General features: G+C 50.2%; 10 protein-coding genes. All 10 read left to right on the top strand.

Annotated elements, in window-relative coordinates; all coding sequences use genetic code 11:
* Positions 1 to 121: 121 nt before the first annotated feature.
* The 10 genes from AC506A_RS17325 (at position 122) to AC506A_RS17280 (ending at position 15,095) form a co-directional block, all read left to right on the top strand.
* The gene (locus AC506A_RS17325) at positions 122 to 1,504 is read left to right on the top strand and encodes a helix-turn-helix domain-containing protein (RefSeq protein ID WP_495462260.1); all 1,383 of its coding nucleotides are present in this window, start codon (positions 122 to 124) and stop codon (positions 1,502 to 1,504) included.
* Positions 1,505 to 1,599: 95 nt separating this feature from the next.
* On the top strand, positions 1,600 to 2,166 hold the full coding sequence (locus AC506A_RS17320; protein ID WP_495462259.1) for a hypothetical protein: 567 nt from the start codon (positions 1,600 to 1,602) through the stop codon (positions 2,164 to 2,166).
* A complete protein-coding gene (locus AC506A_RS17315; RefSeq protein WP_495462433.1) occupies positions 2,067 to 2,921 on the top strand; it encodes a glycosyl hydrolase family 28 protein in 855 nt (284 codons plus the stop codon). Before AC506A_RS17320 ends, AC506A_RS17315 begins: the two co-directional genes overlap by 100 nt.
* A 201-nt stretch (positions 2,922 to 3,122) precedes the next feature.
* Positions 3,123 to 6,065 (top strand): cellulase family glycosylhydrolase, encoded by a 2,943-nt coding sequence (locus AC506A_RS17310; RefSeq protein WP_495462258.1) that lies wholly within the window; start codon positions 3,123 to 3,125, stop codon positions 6,063 to 6,065.
* A gap of 86 nt (positions 6,066 to 6,151) precedes the next feature.
* Complete coding sequence (locus AC506A_RS17305) at positions 6,152 to 7,714, top strand: S-layer homology domain-containing protein (RefSeq protein WP_495462257.1); 1,563 nt, start codon at positions 6,152 to 6,154, stop codon at positions 7,712 to 7,714.
* 253 nt (positions 7,715 to 7,967) lie between these two features.
* Complete coding sequence (locus AC506A_RS17300; RefSeq protein ID WP_495462256.1) at positions 7,968 to 9,377, top strand: hypothetical protein; 1,410 nt, start codon at positions 7,968 to 7,970, stop codon at positions 9,375 to 9,377.
* A 194-nt stretch (positions 9,378 to 9,571) separates the two neighbouring features.
* Entirely contained in the window at positions 9,572 to 12,115 is a 2,544-nt protein-coding gene (locus AC506A_RS17295) for a beta-mannosidase (RefSeq protein WP_495462255.1), read from the top strand.
* A gap of 581 nt (positions 12,116 to 12,696) precedes the next feature.
* Entirely contained in the window at positions 12,697 to 13,062 is a 366-nt protein-coding gene (locus tag AC506A_RS17290; protein WP_495462254.1) for a peptidylprolyl isomerase, read from the top strand.
* The gene (locus tag AC506A_RS17285; RefSeq protein WP_495462253.1) at positions 13,059 to 13,406 is read left to right on the top strand and encodes a peptidylprolyl isomerase; all 348 of its coding nucleotides are present in this window, start codon (positions 13,059 to 13,061) and stop codon (positions 13,404 to 13,406) included. Before AC506A_RS17290 ends, AC506A_RS17285 begins: the two co-directional genes overlap by 4 nt.
* A gap of 105 nt (positions 13,407 to 13,511) precedes the next feature.
* Positions 13,512 to 15,095, top strand: coding sequence for a glycoside hydrolase family 43 protein (locus AC506A_RS17280; RefSeq protein WP_495462252.1), 1,584 nt, complete (start codon positions 13,512 to 13,514; stop codon positions 15,093 to 15,095).
* Positions 15,096 to 15,120 lie beyond the last annotated feature (25 nt).

Below are 15,120 nucleotides of genomic sequence, written 5' to 3'. Positions count from 1 at the left end.
GCTATGCTGATTGGTTTGCGTGTACGATTCTAAGATCGGGCATGCAGCATTCAGCTAAGAAGCGGTGGCATAGGAATCGGAGATCAAGCACAGCCACGCATTAACTTTGAGGAGAGATCGTATGATGAAGGCGATCATCGTGGACGACGAATATTTTGTGCGCAAAGGGTTCATGCATATTGTTCCTTGGAAAGAGCTGGGGATTGAGATCATTGGTGAAGCAGCTAATGGCGAGATTGCCTTAGCGCTCATGAAACAATTCCATGTGGATTTGGTGCTCACGGATTTGACGATGCCGGTGATGAACGGGTTCGAGCTGATTAAGCAGGTTCGCGAGCATTATCTAGGTACGTGGATCGCGGTCTTGACCTGTCATCAGGATTTTCATCATATTCAAGAGGCTGTGCGGCTTGGTGCAATCGACTATGTAGTCAAAACAGAGCTGGAGAACGACACCTTAAACAAATCCATTGCGCGAATCATCGAACGCATTCGGTTGGAGGAGAAACGCAAACTCGAGCTGCAGGAGCAGCAGCAGGAGGTGGAGGAGCCGTGGGCGTTATTCTTAACGCCTATTACGAATGAGGCAGACTGGGAGCTGCCTTTTGAGCTTATTATGCCCAGCTCCAGGAGCCGGGTGATCACGATACAGAAGAAGGGGATTTATGTAAGGCGGGAAGACCTGCTCCAGAAATATACGAATATCGCAATGCTGTATGCCGTAATGGACTGGAATCAGTGGATTCCGGTCATTATCCGCGGCGTGCGCAATTTGCCCGAGAAGGTTATGGTGCAACTGCTGACCCGGTATCGGGACGAGAAGCTGTTCTTCGATTTTCAGGCGCAGAAGACGGGCTATGAGATTGATTGGATTGAGCTGGAGACTCGGCCTGCCGCCACCGATGATGCCGTTATGCAAGTGCTGAAGCAGCAGTGGCGTTCCTTCTACTGGGTGTACCATGATGGCGCTTTTCACGATTTGATGGAAAAGGTGCGGGAGCGCAGACCGACGGTTTCGGTTTGGACGAGGCATCTGAAGAATACCGTCTTGTTATGGCGGCATTTCGAGTCGATCTCGGAGTCGGTGGATTGGGCTGCTGCTTGCGAGGAACTGCTGTTCTGGGAGCAATGGACGGACTGGCTCCGGCTCGTCCGCTTGCGGCTGCGACATCATGAGCTCTCCGAGGATGTATGCATCGGCATCCTGCGGGCGATGCAAATGATCTCTTTCGATTTGCAAAGCAGCATGAATCAGACTGAAGTGGCGAAGCGCATCAATTTGAACCGCAGCTATCTCAGCCGCTGCTTCAAGCAATATGTCGGCAAGCAATTTCAAGATGTGCTGAACGACCTGCGGGTCGAGAAAGCCACGGAACTGCTGGCCACAACGAATGAGCCCGTCTATCAAATCGCGGAGAAAACGGGCTTTCAGGATGAGAAATATTTTAGCAAATTTTATAAACAGCAGACAGGCAGGCTGCCCAAGCATGTACGCAAAGAATAAGTTTCGTACGGGGTGCAGACGAGTTTCTCACACGCTTCATGATGGACGTTCGCTAGAATAGAAGGATGATCAGCTCATTAGGAGAGTGTACAATTATGCAGCAATCCACGATTCACTATCAGGCTCCGGCAGCGCAAATCGCAGCTTCCGAGCGTTATAAAGTACGTATCAACGGGCAGCCGGTATTCGTGTACAGCAGTCAAGGCGCAGGTTATGCGATGCTGTCCGCTGAAGGCAAGGTCATGGTTGAAATCGAAGACAGCCAAGCGGCAGAGCAGGTTGTCGTTCGTCCGCTCCGTCATGGGATTAAGCCGGTTCAAGAAGGCGGCGTTCTTCGTTTCGAGGCGCAAGCACCTATTAAGTTGTCGGTAGAGTTTAACGATAACATCCGGGAGCCTCTGTTTATTTGGATCAATCCGATTGAAGTCGAGGCGCGTCCGGATCCGGCCGATCCGTCGGTGCACTATTTCAAAGGCGGGGAAGTCCATCAAGCCGGAGAAATCGTATTGGCTGACGGAGAGACGGTCTACATCGAAGAAGGTGTGCCGTCGTTCACGGACGAATCAAGGCAGAGAACGCATCGAACATTGCGATTCGCGGCAGAGGGATCCTGGATGGTTCGTTATGGAGAGAGGCCGAAGAAGGCAGCAAGCGACATTTGATGATGCTTCTTGCAGGCTGTAAGCAAGTGACGATCGAAGGGATTTCGGTTATAGACGGGCCGACCTGGCATGTGGTGCCGGCAGGCAGCACGCAAGTAGCGATTACCAACATCAATATTCTCACTTATGCGGGAACCGGTGACGGCATTGATATCGTTGGCTGCGAGGATGTGACGATAGATAACGTGTTCGTTCGCTCGAAGGATGATTGCATTGCCATTAAAGCGGTCGATTATTTCCACAAGGCAGGCTTGCATGATGTAAGAAATGTACGCATTACCCGTTCAGTGTTCTGGAATGCAGAGTGGGGCAATGCGCTCGAAATCGGCTATGAAACGCGCTGCGCTTCCATCTCCGAAGTCGAATTTAGCGACTGCGACATTATCCGCTGCGAATTCGAAGGTTACGAGTCAGGGGGTACCTTCACGATTCATAACGGTGACCGTGCGGATGTACATAACGTGCTGTACAAGAACATCCGAGTAGAGGATTCACGCGAGAAGCTCATCGATATTAAAGTGCAGTTCTCCCAATACTCCAAGGATGCTGAGCGCGGCCATGTCCGTGACATTCGTTTCGAGGATATCGCCATTGTAGGCGGCTTGCTGCCGGTTTCGATTATTCGCGGCTATGATGCTGCGCATATGATCGAGGAAGTCACGATCAGCAACCTCACTTATCGTGGCGAACCGCTTCACGGCGCGAATGAAGCGAAGATGGTCGTGGAGCTGAGCCGGAAGATCCAATTCATGTAACCCCAATTTATAGGACCGTCTACTAAAACGTAGCGGTCCTTTTCTATGGGTAGGGAGATTTATGTACGATGTGCAAAAATGAGAAGACAGATTTCACTGTTCTGCCTACTAATTTCCATATTGGGACGGTCCGCTTAAAAATATAATAGGAATTGCGGTTACTAGCATGTCACATCAAAAATTTGAAGGGGAATGATGAGCATGGTAAGTATGAAGAAGTGGACAGCGATATTGACGGCCTTTCTAATGGTCTTCTCGCTGGCAATCCAAGTTGCGCCTGCTCTCGCAAGCGCTTCCAATAATCAGGAGGTTCTGTTTGAGAGCGATTTTAGCAATTCCGATGGGTGGGTACTTGACTCTACACTTTCAATTGTAAGCGATAAACTGCATTCGGATTCTTGGAGTGGCTATCTTCAATCGGCTATCACGGAGCAAAGCTTTGATGGCTCCTACTCGTTCCAGGTCGATGTCGAAGCGCCGTTATCAAGCGGACATTGGAACGCGACGCGCATAATCTGGGGTTATCAAGATGCCAGCAATTATTATGAATTGGTGCTGGGTAACGGAAGTACAGCTAACAATGCAGCAAACGTTTCTTTGAAGAAATTCGTAAATAATGCCGAAGTCAGCCTGGCATCCGACATCGTCTTCGGAGTCGGCGGCAAAACGACGACGCTGCAGGTTATCTCAAACGAAGACGGACATATCTCGGTCAATGCTCTTCAAAATCATACAGTTAGCAGCTTGTACGATCAGGTTGCAGACCAAACGTATACATCAGGCAAAATCGGTATCGGTGTGCGAAGCAGCCAGATCGATTATGATAACTTCCTCGTTGTCAGAGGTGTGGAGGCATTGACTGCACCGGAGCTGCCGGAAGTTCCGGTTGTTGAAACGCCTAGCATGGCAGACGGCAACTTTGAAGTGCAAGGGAGTGAAATTAAGGACCCGAGCGGGAATTCATTTATTGCAAAAGGCGTTAACGTGAATGGGCCGCGTTGGCCATGGTCTCGTCCGACATTGCCGGACGTGAATTTGATCGTGGACACATGGAAATTCAATACGGTTCGTGTAAACATGTTCCCGAAGATGGAGTATTGGAACATCAACAATAACATGGATTTGGACGGCATCGTAAACGCGTTCACCTCCAAGCATGTCGTAACGATCATTGAAGATCATGATTTTACGGGATCGTATCCGCAGGAAGAAGGTGTCACGGCATCGGATGGCAGCTACTCGATGTCCGTCGATGAGTTGAAGGCCTACTGGGTTGATTTGGCCGAGAAGTATAAGGACAACCCGTACGTCTGGTTCAACATCATGAACGAACCGGGCCAAGCCGGTCAAGGTTATTCGACAAGCGAATCCATTGCGCGTTGGAAAGAAGTGCATGAAGAAATAATCGCAGCTATTCGTGCAATCGGGGCTGAAAATATCATCGTACTGGATGGACATTTCTACGGCCAAGAGGGCGGATTCAGAAATGGAACGTCTGACAGCGCGATTCTGTCTACAGGTGAGGAATTAGCAGCAACGTACGATAATCTGGTGTTCTCACTTCATATGTACGGAGAATGGTTTAACGGACAGCAGCGACTTGCGAATTATCTCGATGAAGCAGCAATCAAGGGCCTTGCACTTATTATTGGGGAATATGGCGGTGGCGACAGCCAAACTACGAATGTTACGGCCGGGATGTTCAATGAAGCCGTGCAGCGTCAGGTTGGTCGCCTTGTATGGGCATGGGAAGGCGAGGACATATTCGATCTTACAGCCAATACCACTAAAGGCGGCGGCTGGGAGGTCGATAAGTTGGACGGTACTCGCCCGACGAATCTCAGCTGGTTAGGCACGCAGGTGTGGGATGACAACCATGATTCGTTGACGCTGCCGGTGACACTTAATCTTCCTGTCATGGTCAATGGCAACTTTGAAGATGGCTTGAACGGTTGGCAGAACTGGTCGCGCGCCGAGCTGGCCGCGGAGAGTGGAATCGATAATTCGAAAGCCTTTAAAGTACCTGCAGGCGGATCGGGAGGCGGCGGTCAGTTCGTCACGATTAAGCCGAACACGACGTATACGTTTACGGTGTGGGGCAAAGTGAGCGGAGTGGTTGAGGGAGGCACCGCCGATGCCGGCTTCCAGTATAGGCCGACGGAGCAGTCGCCGGATTCCGATCAGATTAAGTTTATTGTGTCGTTCGATTCGACGGAATGGACGAAGAAAGAAGTGACATTAACGACAGGGGCAAGCGTTGCCGGAGCTAACGTATTCGTATGGAAGTCGGCCGAAGGCGTCGATCTTCTCATTGACAACGTGTCGCTTGCTGAGCAGCCTCCGATTATCGTCAATGGCGATTTCGAGAAGGATTTGGATGCATGGATGAACTGGGGACGTCTTGAAGCCGCAGCAGGTGCCGGAATAAGCGGCTCGAAGGCGTTGAAAGTAACGGCAGGCGGAGCAGGCGGCGGAGGTCAATTCATAACCGTGAAGCCGAATACGACTTACAAACTGACGATTTGGGGCAAGGTGAGCGGGGCAACTGAGGCGGCAGATGGCGCTGCGGCGGGTTTCCAATACAAGCCGACAGACCAATCGCCGGATACCGATCAAATCAAGCATGTGCTGTCGTTTGACTCGACGGAATGGACGAAGAAAGAGGTTGTATTTAAAACAGGTGCGAGTGTAGCGGCGTCTAACGTGTTCATCTGGAAAAATACAGTCGATGTCGATTTGCTGATCGACAACGTTCAATTGGTGGAAACAAACGAGACACCGACAACTCCGGTAGAACCAACAGATCCGGTGGATCCACAAGGTTTTGTGATTGACTCCGCGATCTTCCATAATGCAGCAGGCGATGTAGTTGAAAGCTTGCCTGCAAGCGGATTGTTGTCTGCCGATGTTACGGTTACTAACCACGATGAAGCACAATCTGCTCTGATGGTGATTGCTTTGTATGACGTCAATGGGGATATTGCCTCACTCTCTTATGTTCAGAAAACAGTAGAGGAAGGAGAAACCGTATCCTTCTCAGGAGGCTTCAATTTGCCGGCTGACTCAGAAGGCTACTCGGTGAAGGTCATGCTCTGGAACAATTTCGAAGACATGGAGCCGCTTGCGGATGCGATTGAATTATAAGGGATGAGCTGCGAAGCCGCCGGGAAGTATCTTATTCCTGCGGCTTCGACTTAAGGAACATTCAGCAAACCTTAGGAGGGGTACGCGTGAAGAAAACATCGATTGTCACCTTGCTGCTGCTTATACTCTTCTCCATAAGCTCAGTAGGTGCCTATGCTGCAGATACCGCTTCTATTACAGCGACAGCAGCGATAAATGCAAGTACAAAGATGATTACCGTTGAAGGAGTAATCTCGTCAGGGAGCGACCAGTCTGTTTCAATTAAGATTGTGTATCCAACGGGGAAACTCTACGTCAACCAAGTGAAAAGTGGAGAGAACGGTGCTTACCGATTATCGTACAAGCTGAGTCAACCGACAGAAGGTACCTATTCGGTTACGGTAGGGGGCGCGGGGGTAAGCATTCCTGCAACTGCCGAATTCACTTATGAAGCTCCAGCGGAAACTAACGGCGGACCTGTTGTTCCGCCAGCCAGGCCGAAGGCGCCTGTCATTTCAGGAAGTCATATCGAGCTTGAAGGAAAGCTTGTAGGCGGGGTTAATGAAGCTGTCGTTGGATTGGAAATGGTAGATGCCATTAAGAAAGCCGTACAGAAGGAGCAGGGCGTTGTGACGATTGAAGTCACTGAAGTGAAGAATGCTGCTGCGATTCGTGTGGAGTTCCCAGCAAGCTTATTGAGAGACGCGGATACATTTGGACTTAAGAAGGTACAGGTAATATCACAGTTTGCCACCTTCACCATGGCGTCAGATGCCATTGCATCCCTCGGCAATCAGGCGGTGAAAATCGAATTATCCGCCGAACAAGTAAAATTGTCGTCGCTTCCATCCGGTGTCGCGGCTATTGTTCAAGACAAGCCTGTTTTTGATTTTAGCTTAAAGGTTGATGGTAAACCGGTTAGTTCGTTCAACGGGAAAGATGCGATGCAGATCTCTATTCCTTATAAACCTAAGACGGGCGAAGATCCGAACGCAATTATCATTTACTATGTGACAGAAGACGGGAAGCTTGAGATCGTCAAGAACGCCGTCTATGATGAGGCAACAGGTCAAGTGAGTTTTCATGCGGCGCATTTCAGCAAGTATGCGGTAGCCGTCGCTCACCCGTCATTTCAAGATCTGGATAAGGTGAAATGGGCGCAAAGCAGCATTTACGGATTAAGTGCACGTGGCATTGTTGCGGGTGATGGACAGGGTTCATTTGAACCGAAACGGGATGTTACGCGTGCCGAATTTGTGAAAATGCTAGTTCAAGCGCTGGATCTGCTGGATACGCAAGCAACAGCGGATTTTACGGATGTATCCGGCAGTGCTTGGTACTATCATGAAGCGGCTTCCGCTGTGAAACTGGGGATCTTACGCGGCTATGAGGATGGCAGTTTTGCAGGGGCACGTTCGATTACCCGCGAAGAAATGCTGGTTATGGCAGCAAGAGCACTCAAGGCAGCAGAGGTGGAGACGGCAGTAACCCGTAAGCCAATCCAATTCACTGATGCCGATCAAATCGCTGCTTACGCTGCGGCCGATGTAATGAAGCTGAATGAAGCTGGCTTTATTGATGGTGATGATAAGGGAAGACTAACACCTAAGGCGCACACGTCCAGAGGAGAAGCGGCTGTTATTGTTTACAGGCTGCTTACCAACAGCTAAGAATCATATAAGAACATAAAGCACCACTTGTAGGGATCATTGGACACACACCTTCGTGTTCAAACAATGAAACTACAGGTGGTGCTTTTCATTGCGGTAAAGTAGGTGCACATAAAACGAAGCAGATTAGATGTGCATAATTAGAACATTTCGGTCATGTTTGGTAGTATTCAAGCGAAAAAAGCGATGATACGATGATGGGAGAATTTGAGGACTTCAAACACATGCGGATATTTTGTGGGAGGAATTGCACATGCCAGTACAAGTGAATCAAGAAGCCGGTCCGATCGGCGTCTATGCGGATAACCCCCATTACTATGCGCGAGGCGGCAAGCCGATCCTTCTGATCACCTCTGCCGAGCATTATGGAGCAGTGATCAATGCCGAATTCGATTACGAAGCATACTTAAACACGCTGCAGGAATTCGGCATGAATTACACCCGCATCTATCCGGGAGCCTATACCGAGGTAGCAGGTATGTTCACGGATGAGAACACGCTTGCGCCAGCCCCCGGCAAACTGATCGTTCCATGGGCCAGAAGCAGCGCGGATCCGGCTAAGTTTGATCTTAAGCAGTGGGACGAGGCGTATTTTCGCCGATTGAAGAGTTTTATAGGTGCGGCGCAGCATCGTGGCATCGTGGTTGAAATTTGCTTGTTCAACTGTCAGTACAATGAGGGCTGGCCGGCTAGTCCGCTGCATGCGCCTAATAACGTGCAGGGCATTGGCGATTGTGAGGCAAAGGATGTGCAGACGCTGCTGCATCCGGACTTGGTACGTGTTCAAGAGGACTATGTTCGTCAAATCGTGCAGGAAGTGAACGAGTTTGACAACATCATCCTAGAGGTGTGCGATGAGCCGACCATGATGGGGACGACGGCTGAGCTGGCGATTCCGTGGGTATCGCGGCTAATCGATGTCGTTGTGGAGACGGAGCGCAGCTTGCCGAAGAAACACTTGCTTGCCCAGCAGTTGGAGACCAAGCTCGACTTTAGTGCTGATCCGAGAACGGACGTCATCGTAGCCCAGTATATCAATCATAATGGTTGGACGGAGATCGGCGGCATTGAGGCACTGGATGTGAAGTATGATCTGGTGAAACCCATTGAACTGAACGAAACAGGCTATTATCCCAGCTGGTACAACGGTGACATGCTTAGCGCGTCCAGAGTGGAAGCATGGGAATTCATCGTAGGCGGGGGAGCGGGCTTCAATCAATTGAACGGCTGCTACACCGTGAAAGACCCGGGAGGACGTACGCCTGATAATTTCGAGCTGCTGAACGCGCTTCGAAATTTGAAGACCTTCATGCATTCCTTCTCGTTCGAGAAGATGCACCAAGACAAACAATTCGTGAAGCATATCGATTCTCCTGATGTGAATATCAGCCTCAGAAGCATCAGCGAGCCTGGAGAACAATACGCGCTGTACCTGCATCACGGTGTGCTGACCGGTGATAAGAAGGTTTACACGGTGATAGCGGATGAACGGCGTACGCGTTTGACGCTCGATTTGCCGGCTGGCGAATATGCAGCTGAATGGGTGGAACCGAAGTCAGGCAGCGTAATTGGCCGGGAAAGCCTTCAGTCTGTGGGCTATAGTGTGACGATCGAAGCTCCGCTGTATGTCGTAGACATCGCGCTTCGGATCGTGCGTTCATAGATTGTTCATGGTAAAAGCAGAGGAATCCACAACCGAATGGGTTGTGGATTTTTGGCATGCCGGAATGGTTAAGGGGATTAATCACAAAAGCGTTAACTTGGTTACATTAGATCCTAGACAAGGAGTAAGCGTGATTTTAACATAGATATATTGATCACTTAGGTCGTTAAACATCGCCTACTAGGGGGATTCACATGAGCGAAATGAAATGGCAACTTAAGAATTGGACATTCAAGGATTGTGAGCAAGAACAGTGGCTGCCGGCATTTGTACCCGGATGCATTCATACCGATTTGTTGAAAAACGGCTTGATTCCGGATCCTTTCGTGGGGACCAATGAGAAGAGTCTGCAGTGGATCGACAAGAAGGACTGGGAATATGCAGCGGATTTCGATGCATCGGCAGAGCTGCTCAGCCATTCCCGATTAGAGCTCGTATTTGAAGGCTTGGACACGTACGCCGATGTTTACATGAACGAGCATCACATTCTATCAGCAGACAATATGTTCCGCACGTGGATCGTGGATGTGAAGCCGTATGTGTTGGAGCAGGGCAACCGGCTGCGTATTCGCTTCCGTTCACCGATTCAGGAGGGACTTGCGAAGCTGCAGGAATATGGATTCGGACTACCTGCCCCGAACGATGACTCGGTTACCGGTGAAATCGGCGATACGAAGGTTGGCGCCTTTACGCGCAAAGCACCTTATCATTACGGCTGGGATTGGGGTCCGCGCTTCGTGACGAGCGGCATCTGCAGTCCCGTTTACTTACAAGGCTGGAGCGGCACCCGAATCAACGATCTGTTTATTCGGCAGGATGATGTAAGCGAGTCTAGCGCGCAGATTGCCGCAGTATTCGAAATCGAGTCAGAGGCAGGCGGCGAGTTTGAGCTCTGCCTGCGCACGACAGCCGGCCAGGAATGGAAGCGCAGCGTCACATTAAAGCCAGGTGCACAGTCCGTAGATTTCCCGATGGAAATCGAACAACCTCAGCTGTGGTGGTCCCGCGGACTTGGGGAACCCCATCTGCATACCTTCCAAGCATCGCTTGATCAAGAGGGGACATCGATTGCACAGAAATCCGTTCGGACAGGTCTTCGTTCCGTGAAGCTGGTACGCAAACCGGATGCGCATGGCTCAACCTTTTATTTCGAGGTGAACGGTATTCCCGTCTTCGCGAAAGGCGCCAATCACATTCCGAATGACAGCTTCGCAAATGAAGTGACACCGGAGCGTTATCGCCATGAAATCGTAAGCGCGGTAGAATCGAATTTCAATATGCTTCGCGTTTGGGGCGGTGGGTTCTATGAACAGGATATCTTCTATGATTTGTGCGATGAGCACGGCATTCTGGTATGGCAGGACTTCATGTTCGCCTGCAGCATGTATCCCGGCGATGAAGCATTTCTGAACAGTGTGCGGGCTGAAGCGGTGGATAATGTCCGCCGTCTGCGCAATCATCCGAGCATTGCGCTCTGGTGCGGCAATAACGAAATCGACAGCGCTTGGGCACATTATGCGGAAGAAGGCGGCTGGGGCTGGAAGAAGCTGTACACCGAACAGCAGAGGGAGGATATTTGGGCGGATTACGAGTCTGTGTTCCACGGCGTACTTCCTGAGGTTGTCGAAGCGATGGCACCGGATATTGCCTATTGGCCATCTTCCCCGATGCAGGGGATTACGGATGACGTAAACCAGCATGCGACCAACAATTCCGCACATGGAGATATCCACTTCTGGGCGGTTTGGCACGCATCAGAGCCGTTCGAGAACTATAACCATAACATCGGCCGGTTCATGAGCGAGTATGGCTTTCAATCGTTCCCCGAATATAAGACGGTGCGCACCTATGCCGAGGACACCGATATGGCGCTCGACTCCGATGTGATGCTGCATCATCAGAAGAACGGGAGAGGCAACTTCCTCATCAAGGAGTATTCCGAGAGATACATGAAGGATCCGAAGGACTTTCCTTCGTTCCTCTACATGAGCCAAGTGCTTCAGGCTGAAGGGATGAAGCGGGCGATTGAAGCCCATAGACGGAAAATGGATTACTGCATGGGGACGCTCTACTGGCAAATGAACGATTGCTGGCCTGTCGCCTCTTGGTCCGGCATGGACTACTTAGGCAGATGGAAGGCACTGCAATATTATGCGAAAAGAAGCTTCGCCGACGTGTTATTGTCCATCGATCAGCAGGACGACAGCATCGAATTCCACCTCGTTTCCGATCAGCAGCAGCCGATCGAAGGGATGCTGGAGTGGAGCTTATACGATTTTGTAGGAAACCAGCTGTTGCAGGACTCCCAGAAAGTAAGCTTGGCATCGAACTTGGCTGCACATGTGCTGACGGTATCGGCGTCGGAGCGCTTCAGCACATTCGATCCGAATCGAATCGTGCTCATTGGACAACTTGTGCAAGATGGTGGCAAGGTCATTGCAAGCGCAGAGCACTATTTCGCGTATTCCAAATATTTAGAGCTGGATGAGCCGGGCGTTGAAATCGAATCGGTAGACGGAACGGAAGGCAGCGTATTCACCTTGACGGCTCAAAGCTTAGCTAAACAAGTGTGGCTGCAATCGGAAGAGGAAGGGATCTTCTCCGATAACTTCTTCGACCTCATTCCGGGGATTCCAAAGACGGTCCAATTTAGGAAGAGGAATCGTGATGAGGCGCCGTTCGCTCCTGCATCACCGGGCCGGTTAACCGTCAAATCGATGATCGATTTTGTCGAGTAATCCAGCGTTAAATGACGCCGAGTTTCTTCGTTTTCGGTTTGTCTGAGGGCAATTTTCTTCAATGGACCCCGAATAAACTTTAACGGTTGTCAGCGTGGCTATTTCATGAAATGAACGCCTTTTAAAAGTCTAACGGTTGTGAGCATCGTTATTTACTGCAATATGGTTGATTTCTAACAGAAAATGTTCAAATAAGCCCGCTTACAACCGTAAGAAAATAAAAACGGGCTCATGAGGCCAAATAACCACTCTCACAACCGTTACAGGTTGGATGATGGTTCTTATGCAGTTCCGAAAACTCGACACTCTGGGGAGCTAAGCGAATTAATTTCGCTTAGCTCCTTTGTTTTTGGCTTAATAGATAAGCTCCACCGAAGAGAGGTAACAGTTACCTCACTTATAGTGCATAGCCGCTTTCTAAATGATAGGAGGTAACGAATAGCTTTTTGAAACATACGTGTTCTCCTTTTCCGACAGACAACAAAAATCACAAAAGCGTTAACATGGTCATGTTACGCCATAGTTCCCAAATGGAAGCGCTTTTATAATAATCTATGGGAGAGCTTGGAAAGACATCCAATGTGAACGAGCAAGAAAAAGGCATCCTTGCAGACATCACATATGAAGCTTTCCTCGCACATTTAACGACAGAAAATAAACGAAGGGCCGATGCGGCGAAACGCGGTGAAGCTGTCATTGGGTCTTTGCACTATAACGAAACCGACTATTATCGCCTTGTTCAATCGAATATCGTAGGGCAAACCAAGCAGCTGGTCCAGCAGGAGAGGACGTTTACCGACAAGGAGCTTAGGCACTACTACGACTCGAACAAGGAGCAATATAGGCAGCCGGATGCGATTAAGATTAAGAAATTATCGCTTGCGGGCTCTGAGCGGCATGCTGAGCAGATCATGGAAGACATTCACGCTAAATGGTTAACGGCATGAATATCACTGAAGCTGCCGCCGATTATGAAGATCTTATACACCTTGAAGGTCAAACCTTCGATGCATCGACTGCTCATAGTGATTCACTAGGCAATCCGCTGTTGACGTTTAAAGTGAAGCAGCTCTCCGAAGGGCAGTTGACGGAAGTTTTTCAGGAGAACGGCCAGTACTGGCTCGTTCAATGTGTAGGAAAGCAATCTGGCGGATATCAAGCCTTCGATGAGGTGAAGCAGGCGATTAACGACTATCTAGCCGATCAAGCTTACGAGCAAGAAGCGGAACGAATGCAGAAGGAAGCGAATGTGGTCGTCAACGAGGAGGTATGGGATCGGATAAAGCTTTAAAAACGTTATATCGGTCATGAAAGCAGATATAGGCACGATCTTACCTCTTCTATAATGAGAATAACTAGACGCAAGTACGCACACCTTTGAAGGAGGATTTCACTTATGAGCATCATTCAAAATCCGATATTACGAGGCTTTAATCCCGACCCTTCCATTCTGCGAGTGGGAGAAGATTACTATATCGCAACCTCTACCTTCGAGTGGTATCCCGGCGTTCAAATCCACCACTCCAGAGATTTGGTCCATTGGCGTCTGCTGACGCGTCCGCTGGACTCTACTCGTCTGCTGGACATGCGAGGTAATCCCAATTCCGGCGGGATTTGGGCGCCTTGTCTTTCCTATGCGGACGGGTTATTTTATTTAATCTATACGAATGTGCGGTGGCACGCGGGCTACAAGGATACGCCTAACTATTTAACGACAGCAACAAGCATAACAGGTCCATGGAGTGACCCTGTTCATCTAAACAGCAGCGGCTTCGATCCTTCTATGTATCATGATGACGATGGGCGCAAGTGGCTGCTAAACATGGTGTGGGATCATCGCAAGAATCGCAATCCCTTCTCCGGCATTGTACTGCAGGAATATTCCGTACAAGAGCAGAACCTTGTAGGTGAGAAAAGGGTGATTTATAAAGGAACGGAGCTTGGACGTACGGAAGCTCCTCATATTTATAAGCGTAATGGCATGTACTACCTCGTCACCGCAGAGGGTGGAACAGGCTATGAACATGCCGTGTCAATAGCGCGCTCCGCTTCATTGTTTGGGCCATATGAGACGGACCCGGCCAATCCGATGTTGACGTCCTTCGGCAAGCCGGAGAACGTGCTGCAAAAGGCGGGGCATGCTAGTCTGGTGGAAACGGAGAACGGAGAATGGTATATTGCACATCTGTGTTCGCGGCCGATTCCCGGATTGGAACGCTCCCCGCTTGGACGGGAGACGGCGCTTCAGCAGGTCTGCTGGACAGAGGACGGCTGGCTTCGACTGGTTCAAGGCGGTAACAGTCCTTATGAACAGTTGAAGGCTCCTGATTTGCCGGAAGCATCTTGGCCGGCGGAAGCAGAACGGGACGAATTTGATGCGCCGATCCTAGGGGTGAATTGGAACACATTGCGAGAGCCGGCGGATGAGAGCTGGCTGAGTCTAACGGAACGACCGGGGTACCTGCGGTTATACGGTAGGGAATCGCTGAATTCCGTTCACCATCAAAGTCTGGTCGCTCGGCGGGTGCAGAACTTACAGGCGGAGGTCGAAACCTGCGTGGCGTTCGAGCCGGAGACGTTCCAACAGATGGCAGGACTTATTTTGTACTATAATACTAGGCATTATTACTATTTGCAGATCTCATGGGATGAGGAGAAAGGCATCTGCTTGCGTCTGGCAACCGAGGACGGAGGCGAGTATGACGAGCCGCTAAGCGAAGACATTCAGCTCCCCCTAGGCGAGAGGTGTTATATGAGAGCCGCTATGAACCAGGCAGAGCTGCAATTCTACTACTCCCTGAACGGCAGAGAGTGGATTGCGGTCGGAGATGTTCTGGACCTGTCGAAGCTTTCTGATGAATATTGCACCAAAGGTCCGGACTGGGGGTTCACCGGTGCTTTTGCCGGCGTTTGTGCACAGGACTTGAGCGGAGAACGCAAGCATGCCGACTTCGACTACTTCACGTACCGTGAGCTTTAAACTAAGCGGCAGGCGAAGACGCTGG

It is taken from the genome of Paenibacillus sp. N22P23, assembly GCF_059383735.1.
The sequence above is the reverse complement of the archived record's forward strand: the minus strand, read 5'-3'. Positions and strand labels throughout refer to the sequence as shown.

Coding starts and splice junctions, on each gene's coding strand:
- AC506A_RS17310 (WP_495462258.1), top strand. CDS start 3,123: ATGGTAAGTATGAAGAAGTGGACAGCGATATTGACGGCCTTTCTAATG.
- AC506A_RS17285 (WP_495462253.1), top strand. CDS start 13,059: ATGAATATCACTGAAGCTGCCGCCGATTATGAAGATCTTATACACCTT.
- AC506A_RS17320 (WP_495462259.1), top strand. CDS start 1,600: ATGCAGCAATCCACGATTCACTATCAGGCTCCGGCAGCGCAAATCGCA.
- AC506A_RS17280 (WP_495462252.1), top strand. CDS start 13,512: ATGAGCATCATTCAAAATCCGATATTACGAGGCTTTAATCCCGACCCT.
- AC506A_RS17300 (WP_495462256.1), top strand. CDS start 7,968: ATGCCAGTACAAGTGAATCAAGAAGCCGGTCCGATCGGCGTCTATGCG.
- AC506A_RS17295 (WP_495462255.1), top strand. CDS start 9,572: ATGAGCGAAATGAAATGGCAACTTAAGAATTGGACATTCAAGGATTGT.
- AC506A_RS17325 (WP_495462260.1), top strand. CDS start 122: ATGATGAAGGCGATCATCGTGGACGACGAATATTTTGTGCGCAAAGGG.